Here is a 15,963-nt window from a genome sequence, read left to right as displayed (position 1 = left end):
CAACGCCTTAAGACCAAAAACTCAATAACTCTTGCTGATGGGATGCATTCCCTTGGCATCCATAAGGAATTTTACAAGAGCCGCCCTAAGGGAGTCGAGGTCCACTCCGGGCAGCTCCTCCTTGGATATTATCCTTTGTCCCCGAACGGACAGGACCCCTTCCTTGGATACCGTTATCTCCTGGGGCATGGTCTCGAAAAGCAACGCCCGGTCCAACCTTTTCGATATCTCCTTGAGCATTTGCTCCTTAGATAGATCATCCTCAAGCCATACCCTATTGTCCACCGTCACCTTGCAACTATTGCCACCACCCACGAACCTAACGGAAAGAATGCCAAGCGGCTCCTTCCGGGATACCCTAAGCCCCTTGGATCCCATGGCCTTCAAGATATAGGCTATGCGGTCCTCCATCTCCGGATGGTCCATGTATATGCCAGGGTCCACATAGGGCCTTCTGATCTGATAATTCCAGAGCTTCTCCAGCGCTGTAACCATTCCGGACGGAGAGTATCCTCCCCTTATCAAGAGATCCAGCCCCTTGAGATCCGCCTCCCTCTCCAAATCCCTGCTGTACGAGTTCATCACCGCTATCTGTGCCAGGTTGGAGAGGACCACGGCTGCGGTCTGCCCCTTTGTGGCAAGCGCCACACCCAAGGCCACCAAGGATAGCCGCTGATTCCTAGCCGCCTGTATCATCCCGTGACACCGGTCCACGTGAACCATCTCATGGGCCATCACCGCCGCCAGCTCAGAATCTGAACCAAGCAGCTTCAAAAGACCACTGGTGACGTAACAAAAGCCTCCAGGCAGGGCAAACGCATTCGGGACAGGATCATCCACAACCCTGAAGCTATAGTGAATACCCCTCTCAAGCCCTCCTTCAAGGCGGGCCTTTATAGCATCAAGCCTTGACAGAACCACCGGGTCCGCCAACAGATGAAAACGGGACTCCACCTCTTTCGCCAGCTCTTCACCTAATCTTATCTCCCTCTTGACATCCCCAGGGCAGGTGGAATCCGCACCCCAAGCCTCCCGGAGGGCAAAACCGGGCAACGGGGCTGTTAAGACAAGATAGAGGAAGAACGCAGCAAACAAAAGGCCATAAAACACAGCCCCCCTGCCGGAGGGGGGCCTCCTATAAATCCTAGCTAAACACCGCAAGGGTAATCCTAACCCCCATATCCCCTTAACACCTGCCTGCCCGTCCTCATCTGCATGAGCTTGGACCTTATCTCCTCCATATGGGCCTCCAGTTCCCGTTGGACCTCCCTCTCCCTGTCCAAAAGAGTTCCCGCCATTCGCCTTACCTCGTTTACCTTCAAGACCAGGTCATCGTAGCCCTTGCGGCCAACCCTGTCGGCTATGGCAGCCCAAAAGGCAGCGCTCTCCCGGCCACCATCCACACCAAGGGAAAAGGCCACATTCTTCCAGCAGTCCAAGAGCGCCTCCTGTCGAGAGATGTAGGTCTGCTTCTCCGAGAGGACATCCATAAGGCCGTCCATGTCCCTCCTTGAAACACAGTCCGCCTCCTGGTCCACCAGCTTCCCCAACGCAGCATATATAACAATCTCCTGATCTATGAGACCCTCTATCTCTCCCTTCAATCGGTCCCCAAGATCAGCCCGCAATGTTAACACCCCCAGGGGCACCGGAGTAAGACTCCACCTTATCCGGCGCCTTGCGTTGAGAAACACCACCCTGAGCCGGGGGCGATTGCTCGGACTTCAGCTTCTCGATGGCCTCTGCCCAGGTTTTACGAAGCTCTTCCAACATACCCAAAACCTCTCGAACCAACGAAGGGTCCTTCTTTACGTTAGCTTCCACCAGACGGTTGTAGAAGAAGTCGTAAAGTCCCATCAGGGATCGGGCAACCTCGCCCCCCTGCTCTAAGTTCAGGGTGACCATGAGCTCCCTCACAACCGCTTGGGCCCTCTTGAGGTTATCGTTAGCCCCTTCGATGTCGGATCTTCCCATCGCCTCTATCGCCCCATGACAGGCCCTTATACCTATGTCGTAGGTCAGAAGCAGAAGCTGCTCCCTAGTGGCAGTCTGTACCTGATTGGCCCTGTACATATCCTGAGCCTTGCGGGCCAAGTTAGAGTCCATGCATCATCACCCCTCTACAGGGTTTATCGGACCAATGAGGTCCAATACTTAAGTCCCAAGGCCCTCCCAAGGTCTGCGAAGACTTAACAAGGTACTCCAGTCCCATAAAAGGGCCGCCACCTTTCTATACTCCTCCATGCCAAAACCAAAAGGATCCGGCACCTCCACCCCAGGATGGCCCACCAGATCGCCAAAGAGGCTCACCAATCCACACATCTCACCACAGCCGGACTTAAGGAGGACCTCCACATGGGATCTTGACATGCACACCACAAGGGTGTCCATGCTAAGGCTCTCCGGTCGAAGCGGAGTTGAACGGTGACCAGAAAGGTCAACCCCAAACTCCCTCGCTGCATCCACCGCAAGGGGGCTGGCCCTAAGGCCATTGGTCGTGAAAAGCCCGGCGGAACGGACCGCCACACCCCCGCCTTCAATGGCCCTGAAGAAAGCCTCCGCCATCGGACTTCGACAGGTATTACCGGTGCAAACAAACAGCACCCTCGACATGGTTAGGAAGAAGCCTCCTCCATAAGCCGGCCTATCAAGTCCGCCCGGTTGATCATACCAACCAGCACTTGCTTGTTAACCACAGGGGCCCTCTTTATGTTGTGTCTTATCATGGTCATGGCCACGTAAAAATCGCTATCGTCCTCCTGAAATGCTATCACCTTCCTGGCCATGTACTTGGAGACCTTCTCCTTGCCTATCCGCTTGAGACGCACCTGAAACTGACCGAAGTCGGGTATAACCAAGGAGTCCTGAAGGTAATCCACATAGCCAGGCAAGGCGGCCCTGACTATGTCCTTCTCGCTTATGAATCCAATCAGATGATACTCATCATCCACCACAGGAACCCCGGAAAGACCATGGCTTGAGAGGACCTCAACCGCTTCAAAGACCGTGGAGTCCTCCCATAGGGCGGTGAGGTCCCTTTCCATAACGTCACAAACCTTCATGGCAAGCCCCTCCCCTAACCCACTCGGGTAAGCTTTATCTGATCCAAGTGGGATTCCACAGCACTCCTGGAACTCACTCCCTTCTCCAGGTGCAGGGAGTCCTCCATGGCACAGGCCATGGCAAACCTTATGGCCTCCTCCTCATCCATTCCTTCCTCAAAGGCCAATATAAGACCCGCCATCAGCGCATCGCCAGCACCAAATAGGGAGACTACCCCCCGGCGGGGGACCTCCCCCACAAAGGTACCCCTCGGGGTCGAGAACATGTCGCCATATCCCCTGTAGGAGGTTATTACCCATGGGACCCCCTGATCATGAAACCTTGAGGCCACAGACTTAAGGTTGTCCAAGGATGACAGCGGCACATCCATCATCATGGAGACAAACCGATGGTCCACCTTTACCACCTTCGGGCCCCCGTCAACCGCCGCGAGCAGGGCCCCCCCTGAGGCATCCACAAACACTTCTAGGCCCCTCACGGAGGCCATGTGAACCAGTTCCCGGTAAATGTCCTGCGGTACCCCAGGGGGAAGGGACCCTCCCAGCATCACGGAGCTGCAGCGGCCGAGCATCCTCTCATAAGCCCTCAGGAAACGCCCGAGGGCCTCTTCTGGAACATAGGGCCCGCTCTCCGCTATCCCGGTCTCCAGTTTCCCTATCTCGTCCACCACATACGTGTTCGTCCTCGTCTCGCCCCTAACGTGGACGAAGCTAGTGGCTATCCGAAGCTTGGACAGGGTATCCCTTATGTACTCCCCGTTGTACCCCGCCAGAAACCCCATGGCCACGGAGTCAAACCCCATCTGTTTCAACAGGATAGACACGTTTATTCCCTTGCCGCCTGGGGATCTATTTACGTTAGAAGCCCTAAACCAGCCACCGGGGCGGAACTCAGGGACAACGTACTCTTCGTCCACCGCCGGGTTCAACGTAACCGTAAGTATCACCGGCACCACCCCCTGGGGATAAGAAATCCCGCACTATACGGACACCGTTACCTACCTCTTATCTATCGGCAGAATATCTCAAGGTCCTCCACGGACGACACCCTAGCCCTTGAAATCTCCTTCCCCTCGTGAAGCACCATGGCGGTGGGGAGCTCTTTTACCCCCAGTTTCTCCATCATCCGGAGGCTCCTGTACCCATCCACTACCGTAAGGCTGATGCCCTTGGACTCAGCCCACTCCTCCGCACGGGCAACCAAAGCCACTTGAGCCTCATCTATGCTGGAGTAAAAGAGGGCGTTCACCCGCTTTGGCTCGAAAAGCACTTTCTGCAGGTGCAGCTGTTCCGTTATATAGGAGTAGGCAGCCATGGCAGCAACGGCTCCGTCCCCAGCAGCGGTTACCACTTGGCGCAGGAACGTGTCTCTCACGTCACCGGCAGCGAATATGCCCTCAACAGATGTCTCCATCTTTGGGCTGGTTTTTATCCAACCCCCAGGAGCAGTTTCCACCAGGGAGGAGGCAAAACCACTGTTGGGGGCGGTGCCTACGAATATGAAGACCCCGGCCACCGGCAGATGACTGATCTCCTGGGTCTTCACGTTTTTCAAGACCAACCGCTCAACCATCTCCCCACCCTCAATGGCCTCAACCACGGAGTTGAAGACTGGAACTATCTTGGGGTTGCTCATCGCCCTCTCCACCGGGACCTTGTCCGCCCTGAAAGAATCCCTCCGATGCACTATGTATACCTTGCTGGCAAACTGGGTTAGGTAACAGGCCTCCTCCACGGCCGTATTACCTCCCCCTATCACCGCAACCTCTTCCCCCTCGAAGAAGGCTCCATCACACACCGCGCAGTAGCTGACACCACGCCCGGTGTACTCCGCCTCCCCAGGACATCCTAGACGCTTAAAGTTGGCACCGGTGGCTATTATGACCGCCTCTGCCTCAATCTCCCCCTTGTCGGTCACCACTACCTTACGACCATCACGAACCTCCAGGGACGTAACCGTAGCATCCCTAAACTCCGGGGAGAACTTCTCAGCGTGGCGTCTGAAGCTGTCCGCCAGCTCCTGACCAGAAGCATGCTGCACCCCAGGCCAGTTTTCGATCTCATCGGTTATCGTTATCTGCCCTCCCGGCATGCCACGCTCCAGGATCAGGACATCAAGACCGGCCCTCCTGCCGTATATCGCAGCGGTAAGCCCCGCAGGTCCAGCTCCAAGTATGACAAGCTCCCTCTTCTCCATGGGGAAGAACACCTCCAAACGGATATCATCACGCCAAACATACGTAGCTATTTTACCCCAATTGCCCTACATCGTCCCCGTCACGCTTCAAAGGAACGCCAACAGGCAAACCGCATCACACCGTATTGATCCTCAAAACCTCCTAAGAACTCAAGCCCCCTAAAGGCAACCTCGCCCAGCTCCCCCACTTGGTGCGGACCTGCGGTTTCCATCAAAACGTAACCCCCGGGCTTGAGGATGTCTCCACACGCGGAAAGCCAGCTCAAGGGGACATCAACCCCGTCAGGGCCACCATCAAGGGCAAGATCAGGCTCAAAACCCCTGACGGATAAGTCCAGGGTCGCAATGTGATTCGATGGTATATAAGGGGGGTTTGCCACCACTAGGTCGAAGGGTCTGAGAGAGGAAGGCAGGTCTAACGGCCCTCCGCCGTGAATAGGGAATACCCTGCCAAGCAAGCGATTCTCTTTTATGTTGCGCCACGCCCACTTGAGGGCACCGGGGCTTAGGTCCATAGCAACTCCCTCGCTGTCTTGAACCATCATCGCGATGGAACAAGCGATACAGCCACTTCCGGTCCCCCAATCAAGGAAACGTCCTCCCCTGGGGAGGACCTCCGCCGCCTTGATAACCAACACCTCCGTCTCCGGGCGAGGGATCAGGCATCCGGGCCCCACGAAGAACCGCCAGTTCAAAAAGTCCATGGAACCTAAGACGTAAGCCAAGGGTTCTCCCCCAGCCCTCCTAGCCGCCATGTCTAATGATGGGGCTGGATCATAATGATCCGACCTGGATGTCACTATCGCCTCCCTGGAAACACCATAGGAGGCGGCCACTATCAGGGCCGCCTCCCACATGGGACGGCTAACGTGCGGCGACACTCCCAAGACCCCTGCCACCATCCGGACTATCTCAGATAGTATCAAAATGATCTTCCCCGCAACGACGCTACTAACCAAAGACTAAAGAGCCAGGGTCTTAAGCTTCTCCGCTTGATCCGCCATACGCAAGGCCTCTATGAGCTCGTAGAGATCACCGTCAAGGACCTGATCCAGTTTGTAAAGGGTGAACCCTATCCGGTGGTCCGTAAGGCGATTTTGAGGATAGTTATAGGTCCTGATCCTCTCGGACCTGTCACCGGTCCCAACCTGCCCCTTTCGCTCCGCCGCCATCTGAGCCTGCTGACGTTGGAGCTCCATGTCATAGAGCCTAGCCCGCAACAGCTGCATGGCCTTGGCTCGGTTCTTTAGCTGCGACCTCTCGTCCTGGCACGTAACTACAAGACCGGTAGGGATGTGGGTTATACGAACCGCCGAGTCGGTCATGTTCACATACTGTCCACCCGCACCACTAGCCCTGTACGTATCTATCTTCAAGTCCTCTGGCCTTACCTGGACGTCCACGTCCTCCGCCTCCGGCAACACCGCCACCGTGGCAGTGGAGGTATGAATCCTTCCGCTCGCCTCCGTGGCAGGGATCCTCTGAACCCGGTGGACGCCGCTCTCAAACTTGAGCTTGCTGTAAGCCCCATCCCCCTTTACCAGGAAGACCACTTCCTTGTAGCCCCCTATGCCGGTCTCGTTCATCTCCATTATCTCGTAACGCCAACCCTGGCGCTCGGTGTAACGGGTGTACATGCGGAAGAGATCCGCAGCGAAAAGCGCCGCCTCATCACCACCCGCACCAGCCCTAATCTCTATGATAACGTCCTTGTGATCGTTCGGATCCCTTGGAAGCAGCAACACCTTAAGCTCCTGTTCCAGCTCTGGAAGCCGCTCAGAAAGCCGCTGGACCTCCTCCCTTGCAAGGGCCCTCATATCCTCGTCCTCTTGGGACATGAGCTCCTTGGCCTCCTCCAGGGCTTTCGACGCCCTTTGGTACTCTTTGAAAGCCTGAACAACCGGATAAAGCTCTGAGTGCCTCTTGCTGAGGGACTGCATCTCCTGCACGTTATTAGACACCTCGGGGTCCGCCATGCGAGCCTCTATTTCCGCCAAGGCCGCCTCTATCTCTTTAAGCTTGCCTATAAAGTCCAAAAGACCTCACCCCTGACCAACTTGGGTTTCAACGCCCCCCTGGGAGGGCGGAAGATCCATGTCCACCCCAAGGGCAACCCTAAGGGCATCCAACGCCACCTCTATCTGATCATCCGAAGGCTCCCGGGTGGTCAAAAACTGCAACCCCAGGGCAGGGAAGACCAACGCCCTGCCAAGCAGACTCCCTCGGGACGCCCACTTTATCATCTCGTAGGATATCCCCACAACCAGAGGTAAAAGGACCACCCTGCTCGAAACCCTCCACACGATCCCACCCCTCCCGATAAGCCCAAACACCACAACGCTAACCAGGATAACCACCACCAGAAAGGACGTCCCGCAGCGGGGGTGTATCCGGGAGAAGGATCTTATGGAGTCCACAAGCATAGGAGCCCCAGACTCGTACGCGTTTATGGTCTTGTGCTCCGCCCCATGATAAGCGAAGACCTGCCTCATATCTCCCCAAAGCCCTACCAAGGCCAAGTAGGCGACGAAAACCGCCCCCCTGATAAGACCCTCCATAAGCCTCAACGCCATGCCCTTTACATGCACCCTACCCCCAAGCACTTCGGAAAGCCAAAGGGGAAACAACAGGAAAAGGCCCACCACCACCGCAACGGCGATGAGGATGGATACAAGGGATTCTAACCTGGAAGGCTCCTCCTGTGACGCTATGGAGGCCGAAAGGCTTAACCCCCGATAACCCCCCCTGATCATGTCCACCATGGAACAGAACCCCCTTATGATCGGCCAGTTCCAAGGGGACCTGGAGGTCCAGGAAGAGATGCCCCACCTATCCCTCCATAAGGAACCTTCGGGAGTCCTAATGGAAATACCCCAGAAAGAGTACCCCCGCATGAGGACCCCCTCGATCACCGCCTGACCACCCACCGGCAGGGGGCCCTCCGGGGACTTCAAGAGCCATACCGTCATCCCCGCAAACCATCTAAGGGCAGAGGACAAGATCACTGGTACTCGCAAAGCAGTTCCTCCACGGAGGAGAAGGGCCTGTTGCAGGACATCTCCTCGGAACACCTTCCGGCGGTAACACAAGACGGCCCCGCCAATTCAAACAGCTCTGGGGCTGCGGCCCTCACTAAACCCAACATCCTCACCGCCAGAAGCCTTATCTCCCACTGGGCCCTCCTGCAAAGCCGAAGGGAGAAAAAGTGATGCAGCTCCCGGGCGTTCATGGTGAACACCATACGAGTGGAGAAACCGTGGGGCAACAAGAACCTAGCATCCTCCCTAGGCACTCCCATGGAGCATAGCTGACGATAGGCCTCCTCGGCCACCTGGACTGCCCGCTGGAACAAGTCTAAAGCCTCTTTCGAGGCCGCCACGGAGGGAGGCACCACACAGCTGCCCCCGGAGGAATCAACATAGCGCTGGCTCTGCTGGGAAAAGCTGGCTATCCGGTGCCTCACCAGCTGATGAGAGGCCACTCGGCTTAATCCGTCCACCGCAAAGGTGAAGGAAGCATGCTCAAACGGGGACATGTGACCACTCCGGGTAAGCTTGCCTATGAGCTCCCTGGCCTTGCCGCCATCCAGCCTTTCAAGGATTTCAACCGCCCCCACCGGGCTGTAACACAGCCTGGCAGCGGCGGCCACAATCCTAACTGGATCCTCCGTATGGGATATCAGTTTAACCTCTAAAGACAACTCGACACCTCCGGGATCAACCGGTTCATCCCCGACGGGACGGACCCCATATGATTCAGGGGGAGCCGGGCTCCCCCTGAAAGCTTCAGTCCCTCAACGCACCCACCATGGGGCACCCATTTTTACTTAACTCTAACCGAGCCCCTCCCAGGGACTACTCGGACGCCTTCCTCTGACCGTAGTCCACACCCGCATACTTCTGGCGGAACTTCTCAAGGCGGCCGGCCTCCACCACCCTACCGCCCTTCTTACCGGTGTAGAAAGGATGGCAGGCGTTGCAGACCGCAACCTTTATGTCACCGATGGTGGAACGGGTCTCGAAAGAGTTCCCGCAAGCGCAGGCAACCTTACAAACCTCGTACTTGGGATGGATATCCTTCTTCATATATTTAGCACCTCCGAAAAGATTTCATATCCGCGCATACCTGCTGAATTTACCACACTTCCGCCCCCTGCGCAATCGCAATTTGCGGTGGATTCCACCGGAACGGCAAATGCTTCTGCCCCATGGGATTAATATTGAGCATTCTCAAAACGGGCAATATAATGTCATGTATAAGGGTTAAAGCCAAGGGGGTGGAAATAGAAGGCAAAAGGCGTAGCCAAGGAAGAAGCAGAAACACAAAAGTAGAAGGGGGAATGAACGGATGAAGAGGTTGTCAAAGCTTGTACTTGCGGCGTTTCTGGTAGCGGCCATGGGCGGAGCCGCCCATGCGAAGACGTTCCTGTCCATAGCCACCGGGGGCACCTCCGGGACTTATTATCCGATAGGTGGGGCAATAGCCCAGGCGGTCAACAAGGGAGCCCCTGACCTTCAGGTAACCGCGGAGACCGGGAACGCCTCCGTGGCCAACCTCAACCTCATAGGGGCTCACGACATCGAGATAGCCTTCGCCCAGAACGACGCCACCTACTGGGCCTACAACGGCAAGATGATGTTCAAGACCCCCATAAAGAACGTGCGGGTGATAGCAGCCCTGTATCCCGAGCACGTCCACCTAATAACCCTTAAGAACTCCAACGTCAAGGGAATTTTGGACCTTAAGGGCAAGAGGGTTTCCGTTGGAGCCCCAGGTTCCGGCGTCGAAGCTGACGTGAGGGCCATCTTCCAGACCGTGGGCCTCAAGTACTCGGACATGAAGACCGACTTCCTCGATTTCGGCGCCACCACTCAGCGCTTCAAGGATAACCAGATAGATGCCGGCTTCGTGGTGGCTGGATACCCGGTGTCCTCCATAATGGACCTGGCCACCACCAAGGACATAACCTTAGTAAACTTCGACGACGCCACCATGGCCAAGCTAACCAAGGAGTTCCCCTACTTCGTAAAGAGCACCATCCCCGCCAACACATACAAGGGGGTAACCCAGGCGACCCAGACCCCAGCTGTCATGGCGCTGCTGGTGGTGGATGAAAAGGTCCCGGAGGACGTGGTCTATAAGTTCACCAAGGCACTCTGGGAGAACATCGATGTGGTCCACAAGGCCCACGCCAAGGGCAAGGAGATAAACCTGAAGAGCGCCCTCAACGGCGTCACCGTACCCCTCCATCCAGGGGCTGCCAAGTACTACAAGGAGAAGGGTCTAAAGCTCCCGTAGACTATCGATCACAGAAGGACAGCGAAGAGGACCAGGGTCAAGGGCCCTGGTCCTCTTCGCTGTAGCACTCTAGCATGGACAATTGGCCAGGGGAAGCCACCATACTAACTAACATCCCAACCCCCTGGCATGAAGAAGGGGCGGGATAAAACCGCCCCTCTCTTCCGATATCGTATCAACCAGGGAAGCCTAGAAAAGCCCCGTTATCCTACCCTGGTCGTCTATGTCTATCCTCTCCGCCGCAGGGGATTTGGGGAGCCCCGGCATGGTCATTATGGAGCCACATATGGCCACCACAAAGCCCGCACCAGCGGACAAGCGAACCTCTCGGACGTTTATCCTGAACCCCTTTGGGCGCCCCTTAAGCTCCGGCTGGTCTGAAAGGGACATCTGGGTCTTGGCCATGCAAACGGGAAGCCCGCCGTATCCCATCTCCTCCAGCTCCGTCAAGGCCTTTGAGGCCCCGGGGCTGAAGTCCACCCCATCAGCACCGTAGACCTTGGTTGCGATCACGTTCACCTTCTCCTTAAGCGGGAGGTCCCAATCGTAGAGCTTCTTGTAGTTAGAACCACCCTCAAGGGCTTTTAGGACCAGATCCGCCAACTCCAGCCCTCCATCGCCCCCCTTGGCCCAAACCTCCGCAAGGGCAACCGGGGCCCCCTTGGCAGAGGCGGCGGAACGCACCATATCTATCTCCGCATCGGTGTCCGCCACAAACCTGTTGAGGGCCACGACCACCGGGACACCGAACTGAGACATGTTGTCTATGTGAGCCTCCAGGTTGGCTATGCCGGACCGCAAGGCATCCAGGTTCTCCTCGGAAAGCCTTTCCTTCGGGACCCCGCCATGAAGCTTAAGGGCCCTGATGGTGGTAACGACCACCACCGCCTGGGGGTTGAAACCCCCGTAGGGGGATACTATGTCCATGAACTTCTCCGCCCCTAGATCCGATGCGAAGCCCGCCTCCACAACCACGTAGTCCCTAAGCTTAAGGGCCATCTTCGTGGCAATGATAGAGTTGGTCCCATGGGCGATGTTAGCGAAAGGCCCGCCGTGGACAAAGGCAGGAACGTGCTCTATGGTCTGAACCAGGTTGGGCTGGATGGCCTCCTTCAACAACGCCGCCATGGCGCCATGAGCTTTCAGCTGACCAGCGGTAATCGGCTTGCCATCGTAGGTCTTAGCCACAACCACACGGCTCAGCCTCTCCTTGAGGTCCGAGATGCTTTCCGCAAGACACAGTATGGCCATGACCTCCGAGGCCACGGTTATGTCGAAGCCAGTCTCCCTGGGAACCCCATCCGCCTTCCCGCCAAGGCCGATGACCACGTGTCTCAGGGCCCTGTCGTTCATGTCAACCACCCGCCGCCAGGTGACCGTCCTTGGATCTATGTTAAGCTGGTTTCCCTGCTGAATATGGTTATCTATCATGGCAGCAAGCAGGTTGTGAGCGACGCCCACCGCATGGATGTCACCGGTAAAATGGAGGTTTATATCCTCCATGGGAAGAACCTGCGAGTATCCCCCACCAGCAGCCCCTCCCTTAACGCCGAAGCAGGGCCCCAAGGAAGGTTCCCTAAGGCAAAGCATGGCCTTCTTGCCGCGCTTCACGAGCCCCTGAGTAAGCCCTATGGTAACCGTGGTCTTGCCCTCCCCCGCCGCAGTAGGGGTGGTGGCGGTCACTAATATCAGCTTCCCATCCTTCCGGTCGGAAAGGGTGCGATAAAAGTTAAGGTCCACCTTGGCCTTATTCTTACCGTAGGGGATCAAAGCCTCTTCCGGTATCCCCAACTCCGCAGCTATCTCACCTATGGGTTTGCACCTGGCAGACTGGGCTATCTCAATGTCTGAAAGCACCTCTGTATCCCTCCCTGGCTCTGGTCTATAGCGTCTATTATACATAAACAAAACGTCTAAAACATATGACCTTACGGAAATTTGTGAGTCTGCTATAATCCCAAAGTCCCGCTAACTCCGAATGGTCACCAGTTCCTTAAGGCTACCAAGCGAACCATAACAAGAACAGGGGGATAAACAAATTGGGTCAGTGGAAGAACACTAGCCTCTTCAATAAGTTCATGTACTCTTGTAATGGTCTAAGGGTAGCGTTCATCATGGAAAGGGCCGTGGCCTACGAGACCGCTGCATCTTTAGCGGTGCTTGGAATAGGTATTTTCATGAGGCGACCGCCGTCAGCGGTCATACCATCATTCCTCCTATCCCTGCTACCCCTCTCCCTTGAGCTTGTTAACTCGGCGGTCGAGATAATGATAGACTGCCACATAGGTCAGACCTACCGGGAGGACATCAAGCGCACCAAGGATATGCTGTCCGCCTCGGTCTTTGTAAGCCTCATCGCATGCTATGGTGGTGCGATATGGTTGCTGTTTTTCAGCAAATAGCTGGCCCGGATTTTCAGAACCCAGAGAGGGGAAGACGACCAGAGGCCTTCACTCCTCCTCTCCCCTCTCCTTGTCTCCTTCCGCCGTCATCTTAAGCGGAACCCTTAGCAAACCCTCAACGTAATAGTTGGTCTTAAGCACCTTCAAGGAGCCTTCCTTAACCCGTTGCTCCTTGATCTCGCTCAAAAGCTTGGTGGAATCCTCCCTCTCCCTATCCTTGCTCCTCCGGCATAGGACCTCAACGATTATCTCGTTGCTGGCCTCGGCAGCAGAGAGTTCCCGAAGCAGACCTTCAAAGCTCTCAATGCTCCGCCGGCCCTCCTTGATGGACTCCTGCTCCATCTCGCCTACGCCTCCGCCCCGTACCAGCACCTCCACGTCTCCCCTGGCGTCCGCAGGTATCTTCACTGAAAACGTCCTCTTCTCCACCTTGCTCCTCCAGGGACGAAGCCATACGTCCACCCCGATCATCTCCCCCGGGCTGAAGGTCCTATCCTTTGGGACCTGGACCTTCTCTATGTAAAGCACCTTTGGTGTCTGGGTTACCTTTACATCTAAACGGAAGGACAGGGGTTCAAGGGGCAAGAATGGATTTAAGGGCAGCATAGAGTGAATCATGGAGAACTCCTGGAAGATCTTCTCCGGCAGGTCCGAGTCAGAAAGGAAGAAGTTGGTCCTGTTCCATCCTTCTGGCATACCTCTCCCCTCAACGGTGATCTTAACCTCCCCGGTCCCCTGACCGGTCCTGCCCCAAAGGTCTTCCACACAACCTGCAACCGCAGGGGGGACCACCAGGGATGAAACAAATGGGTCCACTACGGCCTTGAAGCGCCTAACCGCCTCCTTGCCACTATCAAGGTCATGGAAACGAATCTCATAATCGTTCCCCTGGGGCATCATCCCTATCCTTCCGTACAGTCCCTGGGCCCTATCCTGGAGCACGGTGCCTATCACACCCCCCAGGGTTCCAAGTTTAAACGGGGTCTCCAGGCTGGGGATCACCCCCACCACCGAAGCCTCGGTGGCGAAGAATTTAACAGATCCCCTGCCCATAAATGGATGTCCAAAGGCAAGGAACTTATCCTTATCAACCGCCGTCACGGTCCCCAAGGTACCCACTGAGACGTCTCCCACCACCAGGGCGACCCCAATGGATGCTCCGGGAGATAAAACGGATGAGCCAGAGGCCACAATCTCTCCCCCGCCAGGAGCCGATACCCGGGAAGACAGCCTCTCCCCTATGAGCCTACCATACCTAGGACTTACGCCACCGATCAAAAGGGGACTGGAAAGCCCCTGGTCCTGGCTGACAGCCCCAGAGGCCGCATCCTGGCCTACCTGATCCTGGGATACCACATGATCGGAAGCGTCCTTAGGGGTTTGCCCTAACCCGTCATGAGGCCCCTTGGATTTGACATCAGCGCCCTCCATGGGCGGGATCTTAAGCATCTCTTCCACGGGGGTTACCAACGCCATCGAGTGGTCCCCAAACTTCCAACCAAAGCCGATGGCCCCCAAAAGCTTACCGTCGATGTAAACCGGTGACCCGCTCATACCCGCAGCAACACCACCAGCCTTCATTACCCTGTCCCCTACGGCCTTTATCAGGACCAGACGATTTGGGGCGGATCTTTGGGCGATCACCCCCAAAATCTCCACCGGAAACTGCTCGATCTTGCCCCCCTGAAAGACCGTAAGGGCCGTGCCCCTCATGTGGGGCTTCAAGGATTTGACAGGGAATACCCCCTCTTTAACTGAGAACTGGTCCCCCGCCGAAACACCGGGTAGGATCACCAGCAAGAACAGGGCAAAAAGCCATCCAATCCCGGTCCACAGGGGGGAAGCCCTTCCAGCGAGTCTCACTCTTCCGAATCCCTCCAAAGCCGTCCGGTCTTGTAAAACCTAAGATAAGCCATGATAAGTTCATCCAGCTGGCCATCCAGCACCGCCTGGACGTTGCCTATCTCACAGCCGCTACGGTGATCCTTCACCAGCTGAAATGGCTGCAGCGTGTAAGACCTTATCTGGCTACCCCATGAAATTGCACGTTTTTCCCCCTGAAGGGCCTCGATCTGCTCCTGCCTTTCCCTAAGCTGCCTTTCAAAAAGCTTGGCCCTCAACATCTGCATCGCGGTGGCCCTGTTCATGTGCTGGGACCTTTCGATCTGACAGCTGACCACTATGCCGGTGGGTATGTGGGTTATCCTAACCGCGGAGTCCGTCATGTTAACGTACTGTCCCCCGGCGCCACTGGAGCGGAAGGTATCCATCTTGAGGTCTTCCGGCCTTATCTCTATCTCCACGTCGTCAGGCAGGACCGGCATGACCTCCACCGAGGCAAAGCTGGTATGCCGTCTCTTGGCAGCATCAAAGGGGGAGATCCTTACCAGTCGGTGCACCCCATTCTCTCCCTTAAGATATCCGTAGGCATATTCCCCGCTCACCTGGATCGTAACGCTCTTTATCCCTGCCTCCTGGTCTGGAAGCTCATCCAAAAGCTTGACCTTGAACCCGTTTCGTTCCGCCCACCTTACATACATACGGTAGAGCATCTCCGCCCAGTCCTGGGAGTCCAACCCGCCGGCTCCCGCATGTATCGACAATATGGCATCGGATTGGTCGTACTCCTCGTCCAGCAGGGTCAAAACCTGGCTTCTCTCCAGCCTCTCCTCCAAGACCTCCGCCCTCTGGTAGAACTCCTGGGACAGCTCCTCGTCCTCCCCCTCCTGGAGCATTTCCACCAGGACCTCAAGGTCCTGGATCTCCCTCTCCAAGGCGGAAAATGATTCTCTCCTCTGCTGGAGCTGAGCGAGTTCCCTGGCCAGATCCTTGGAGTCTGGCCTTTCCCAGAAACCCTCCTCCGAGGCCTGTTTCATAAGATCCGCTATCTTGACATCAATCCCATCCAGGTCAAAGGCTATCACGCAGCTCGCGCATGCGCGAACGCAAGTTGCCCATGACCGTGCTTACCGGCAGAACGACCATGTACACCCCTCCTAAGAAT

At 56.3% G+C, this 15,963-nt stretch carries 17 protein-coding genes; 2 read left to right on the top strand and 15 right to left on the bottom strand.

Translation table 11 applies throughout. The annotated features are described in order from the left end of the window. Window positions 1-21 precede the first annotated feature (21 nt). From THEVEDRAFT_RS03515 to rpmE, 12 genes are all read right to left on the bottom strand, one after another. On the bottom strand, window positions 22-1,095 hold the full coding sequence (locus THEVEDRAFT_RS03515) for a M48 family metalloprotease (RefSeq protein ID WP_172634019.1): 1,074 nt from the start codon (window positions 1,093-1,095) through the stop codon (window positions 22-24). A 74-nt stretch (window positions 1,096-1,169) separates the two neighbouring features. After that, complete coding sequence (locus tag THEVEDRAFT_RS03510) at window positions 1,170-1,637, bottom strand: flagellar protein FlgN (protein ID WP_245522719.1); 468 nt, start codon at window positions 1,635-1,637, stop codon at window positions 1,170-1,172. Next, the gene (gene fliS / locus THEVEDRAFT_RS03505) at window positions 1,618-2,106 is read right to left on the bottom strand and encodes a flagellar export chaperone FliS (protein ID WP_006583350.1); all 489 of its coding nucleotides are present in this window, start codon (window positions 2,104-2,106) and stop codon (window positions 1,618-1,620) included. The genes THEVEDRAFT_RS03510 and fliS overlap by 20 nt, the downstream gene beginning before the upstream one ends. 48 nt (window positions 2,107-2,154) lie before the next feature. After that, entirely contained in the window at window positions 2,155-2,613 is a 459-nt protein-coding gene (locus tag THEVEDRAFT_RS03500) for an arsenate reductase/protein-tyrosine-phosphatase family protein (RefSeq protein WP_006583349.1), read from the bottom strand. A 2-nt stretch (window positions 2,614-2,615) separates the two neighbouring features. After that, window positions 2,616-3,062 (bottom strand): CBS domain-containing protein, encoded by a 447-nt coding sequence (locus THEVEDRAFT_RS03495; RefSeq protein WP_006583348.1) that lies wholly within the window; start codon window positions 3,060-3,062, stop codon window positions 2,616-2,618. A 14-nt stretch (window positions 3,063-3,076) separates the two neighbouring features. Continuing rightward, window positions 3,077-4,009, bottom strand: coding sequence for a 1-phosphofructokinase family hexose kinase (locus THEVEDRAFT_RS03490; protein ID WP_006583347.1), 933 nt, complete (start codon window positions 4,007-4,009; stop codon window positions 3,077-3,079). Window positions 4,010-4,071: 62 nt separating this feature from the next. Continuing rightward, window positions 4,072-5,259: a thioredoxin-disulfide reductase gene (gene trxB, locus THEVEDRAFT_RS03485; RefSeq protein WP_006583346.1), complete on the bottom strand. Its 1,188-nt coding sequence runs from the start codon at window positions 5,257-5,259 to the stop codon at window positions 4,072-4,074. An 80-nt stretch (window positions 5,260-5,339) separates the two neighbouring features. Beyond that, window positions 5,340-6,185: a N5-glutamine methyltransferase family protein gene (locus THEVEDRAFT_RS03480; RefSeq protein WP_006583345.1), complete on the bottom strand. Its 846-nt coding sequence runs from the start codon at window positions 6,183-6,185 to the stop codon at window positions 5,340-5,342. 36 nt (window positions 6,186-6,221) lie between these two features. After that, window positions 6,222-7,295, bottom strand: a complete 1,074-nt coding sequence (gene prfA, locus THEVEDRAFT_RS03475) for a peptide chain release factor 1 (RefSeq protein ID WP_006583344.1) — start codon at window positions 7,293-7,295, stop codon at window positions 6,222-6,224. Window positions 7,296-7,301: 6 nt separating this feature from the next. Then, on the bottom strand, window positions 7,302-8,276 hold the full coding sequence (locus THEVEDRAFT_RS03470) for a DUF1385 domain-containing protein (protein ID WP_006583343.1): 975 nt from the start codon (window positions 8,274-8,276) through the stop codon (window positions 7,302-7,304). Then, on the bottom strand, window positions 8,261-8,959 hold the full coding sequence (gene thyX / locus THEVEDRAFT_RS03465) for an FAD-dependent thymidylate synthase (RefSeq protein WP_006583342.1): 699 nt from the start codon (window positions 8,957-8,959) through the stop codon (window positions 8,261-8,263). Before thyX ends, THEVEDRAFT_RS03470 begins: the two co-directional genes overlap by 16 nt. A gap of 154 nt (window positions 8,960-9,113) precedes the next feature. Continuing rightward, complete coding sequence (rpmE, locus tag THEVEDRAFT_RS03460; RefSeq protein ID WP_006583341.1) at window positions 9,114-9,344, bottom strand: 50S ribosomal protein L31; 231 nt, start codon at window positions 9,342-9,344, stop codon at window positions 9,114-9,116. Window positions 9,345-9,606: 262 nt separating this feature from the next. Between rpmE and THEVEDRAFT_RS03455 the strand changes: the two genes are divergently transcribed. Further along, window positions 9,607-10,557, top strand: a complete 951-nt coding sequence (locus THEVEDRAFT_RS03455) for a TAXI family TRAP transporter solute-binding subunit (RefSeq protein WP_006583340.1) — start codon at window positions 9,607-9,609, stop codon at window positions 10,555-10,557. A gap of 189 nt (window positions 10,558-10,746) precedes the next feature. Here the strand turns inward: THEVEDRAFT_RS03455 and THEVEDRAFT_RS03450 are convergent, their stop codons facing one another. Continuing rightward, window positions 10,747-12,414 carry a formate--tetrahydrofolate ligase gene (locus THEVEDRAFT_RS03450; protein ID WP_006583339.1) on the bottom strand — a complete coding sequence of 556 codons (1,668 nt, stop codon included), beginning with the start codon at window positions 12,412-12,414 and terminating at the stop codon, window positions 10,747-10,749. Between the two features lie 182 nt (window positions 12,415-12,596). On the opposite strand from THEVEDRAFT_RS03450, the gene THEVEDRAFT_RS03445 reads away from it, so the two are divergent. After that, a complete protein-coding gene (locus THEVEDRAFT_RS03445; RefSeq protein ID WP_006583338.1) occupies window positions 12,597-12,959 on the top strand; it encodes a diacylglycerol kinase in 363 nt (120 codons plus the stop codon). A gap of 48 nt (window positions 12,960-13,007) precedes the next feature. On the opposite strand, the gene THEVEDRAFT_RS03440 is transcribed toward THEVEDRAFT_RS03445, so the two are convergent. Together THEVEDRAFT_RS03440 and prfB are read right to left on the bottom strand one after the other, a co-directional pair. After that, entirely contained in the window at window positions 13,008-14,822 is a 1,815-nt protein-coding gene (locus THEVEDRAFT_RS03440) for a SpoIVB peptidase S55 domain-containing protein (protein WP_006583337.1), read from the bottom strand. After that, window positions 14,819-15,944 (bottom strand): peptide chain release factor 2 gene (gene prfB / locus THEVEDRAFT_RS03435; RefSeq protein WP_006583336.1). Its coding sequence is split into 2 segments (ribosomal slippage): window positions 14,819-15,871 and window positions 15,873-15,944, totalling 1,125 coding nucleotides; the frame shifts between segments, so codons are not numbered across the junction. The genes THEVEDRAFT_RS03440 and prfB overlap by 4 nt, the downstream gene beginning before the upstream one ends. Between the last annotated feature and the right edge of the window lie 19 nt (window positions 15,945-15,963).

Origin of the sequence: Thermanaerovibrio velox DSM 12556, from assembly GCF_000237825.1 — a bacterium.
Taxonomy (GTDB): Bacteria; Synergistota; Synergistia; order Synergistales; family Synergistaceae; genus Thermanaerovibrio; species Thermanaerovibrio velox.
This window is presented reverse-complemented; position numbering and strand designations above follow the sequence as displayed.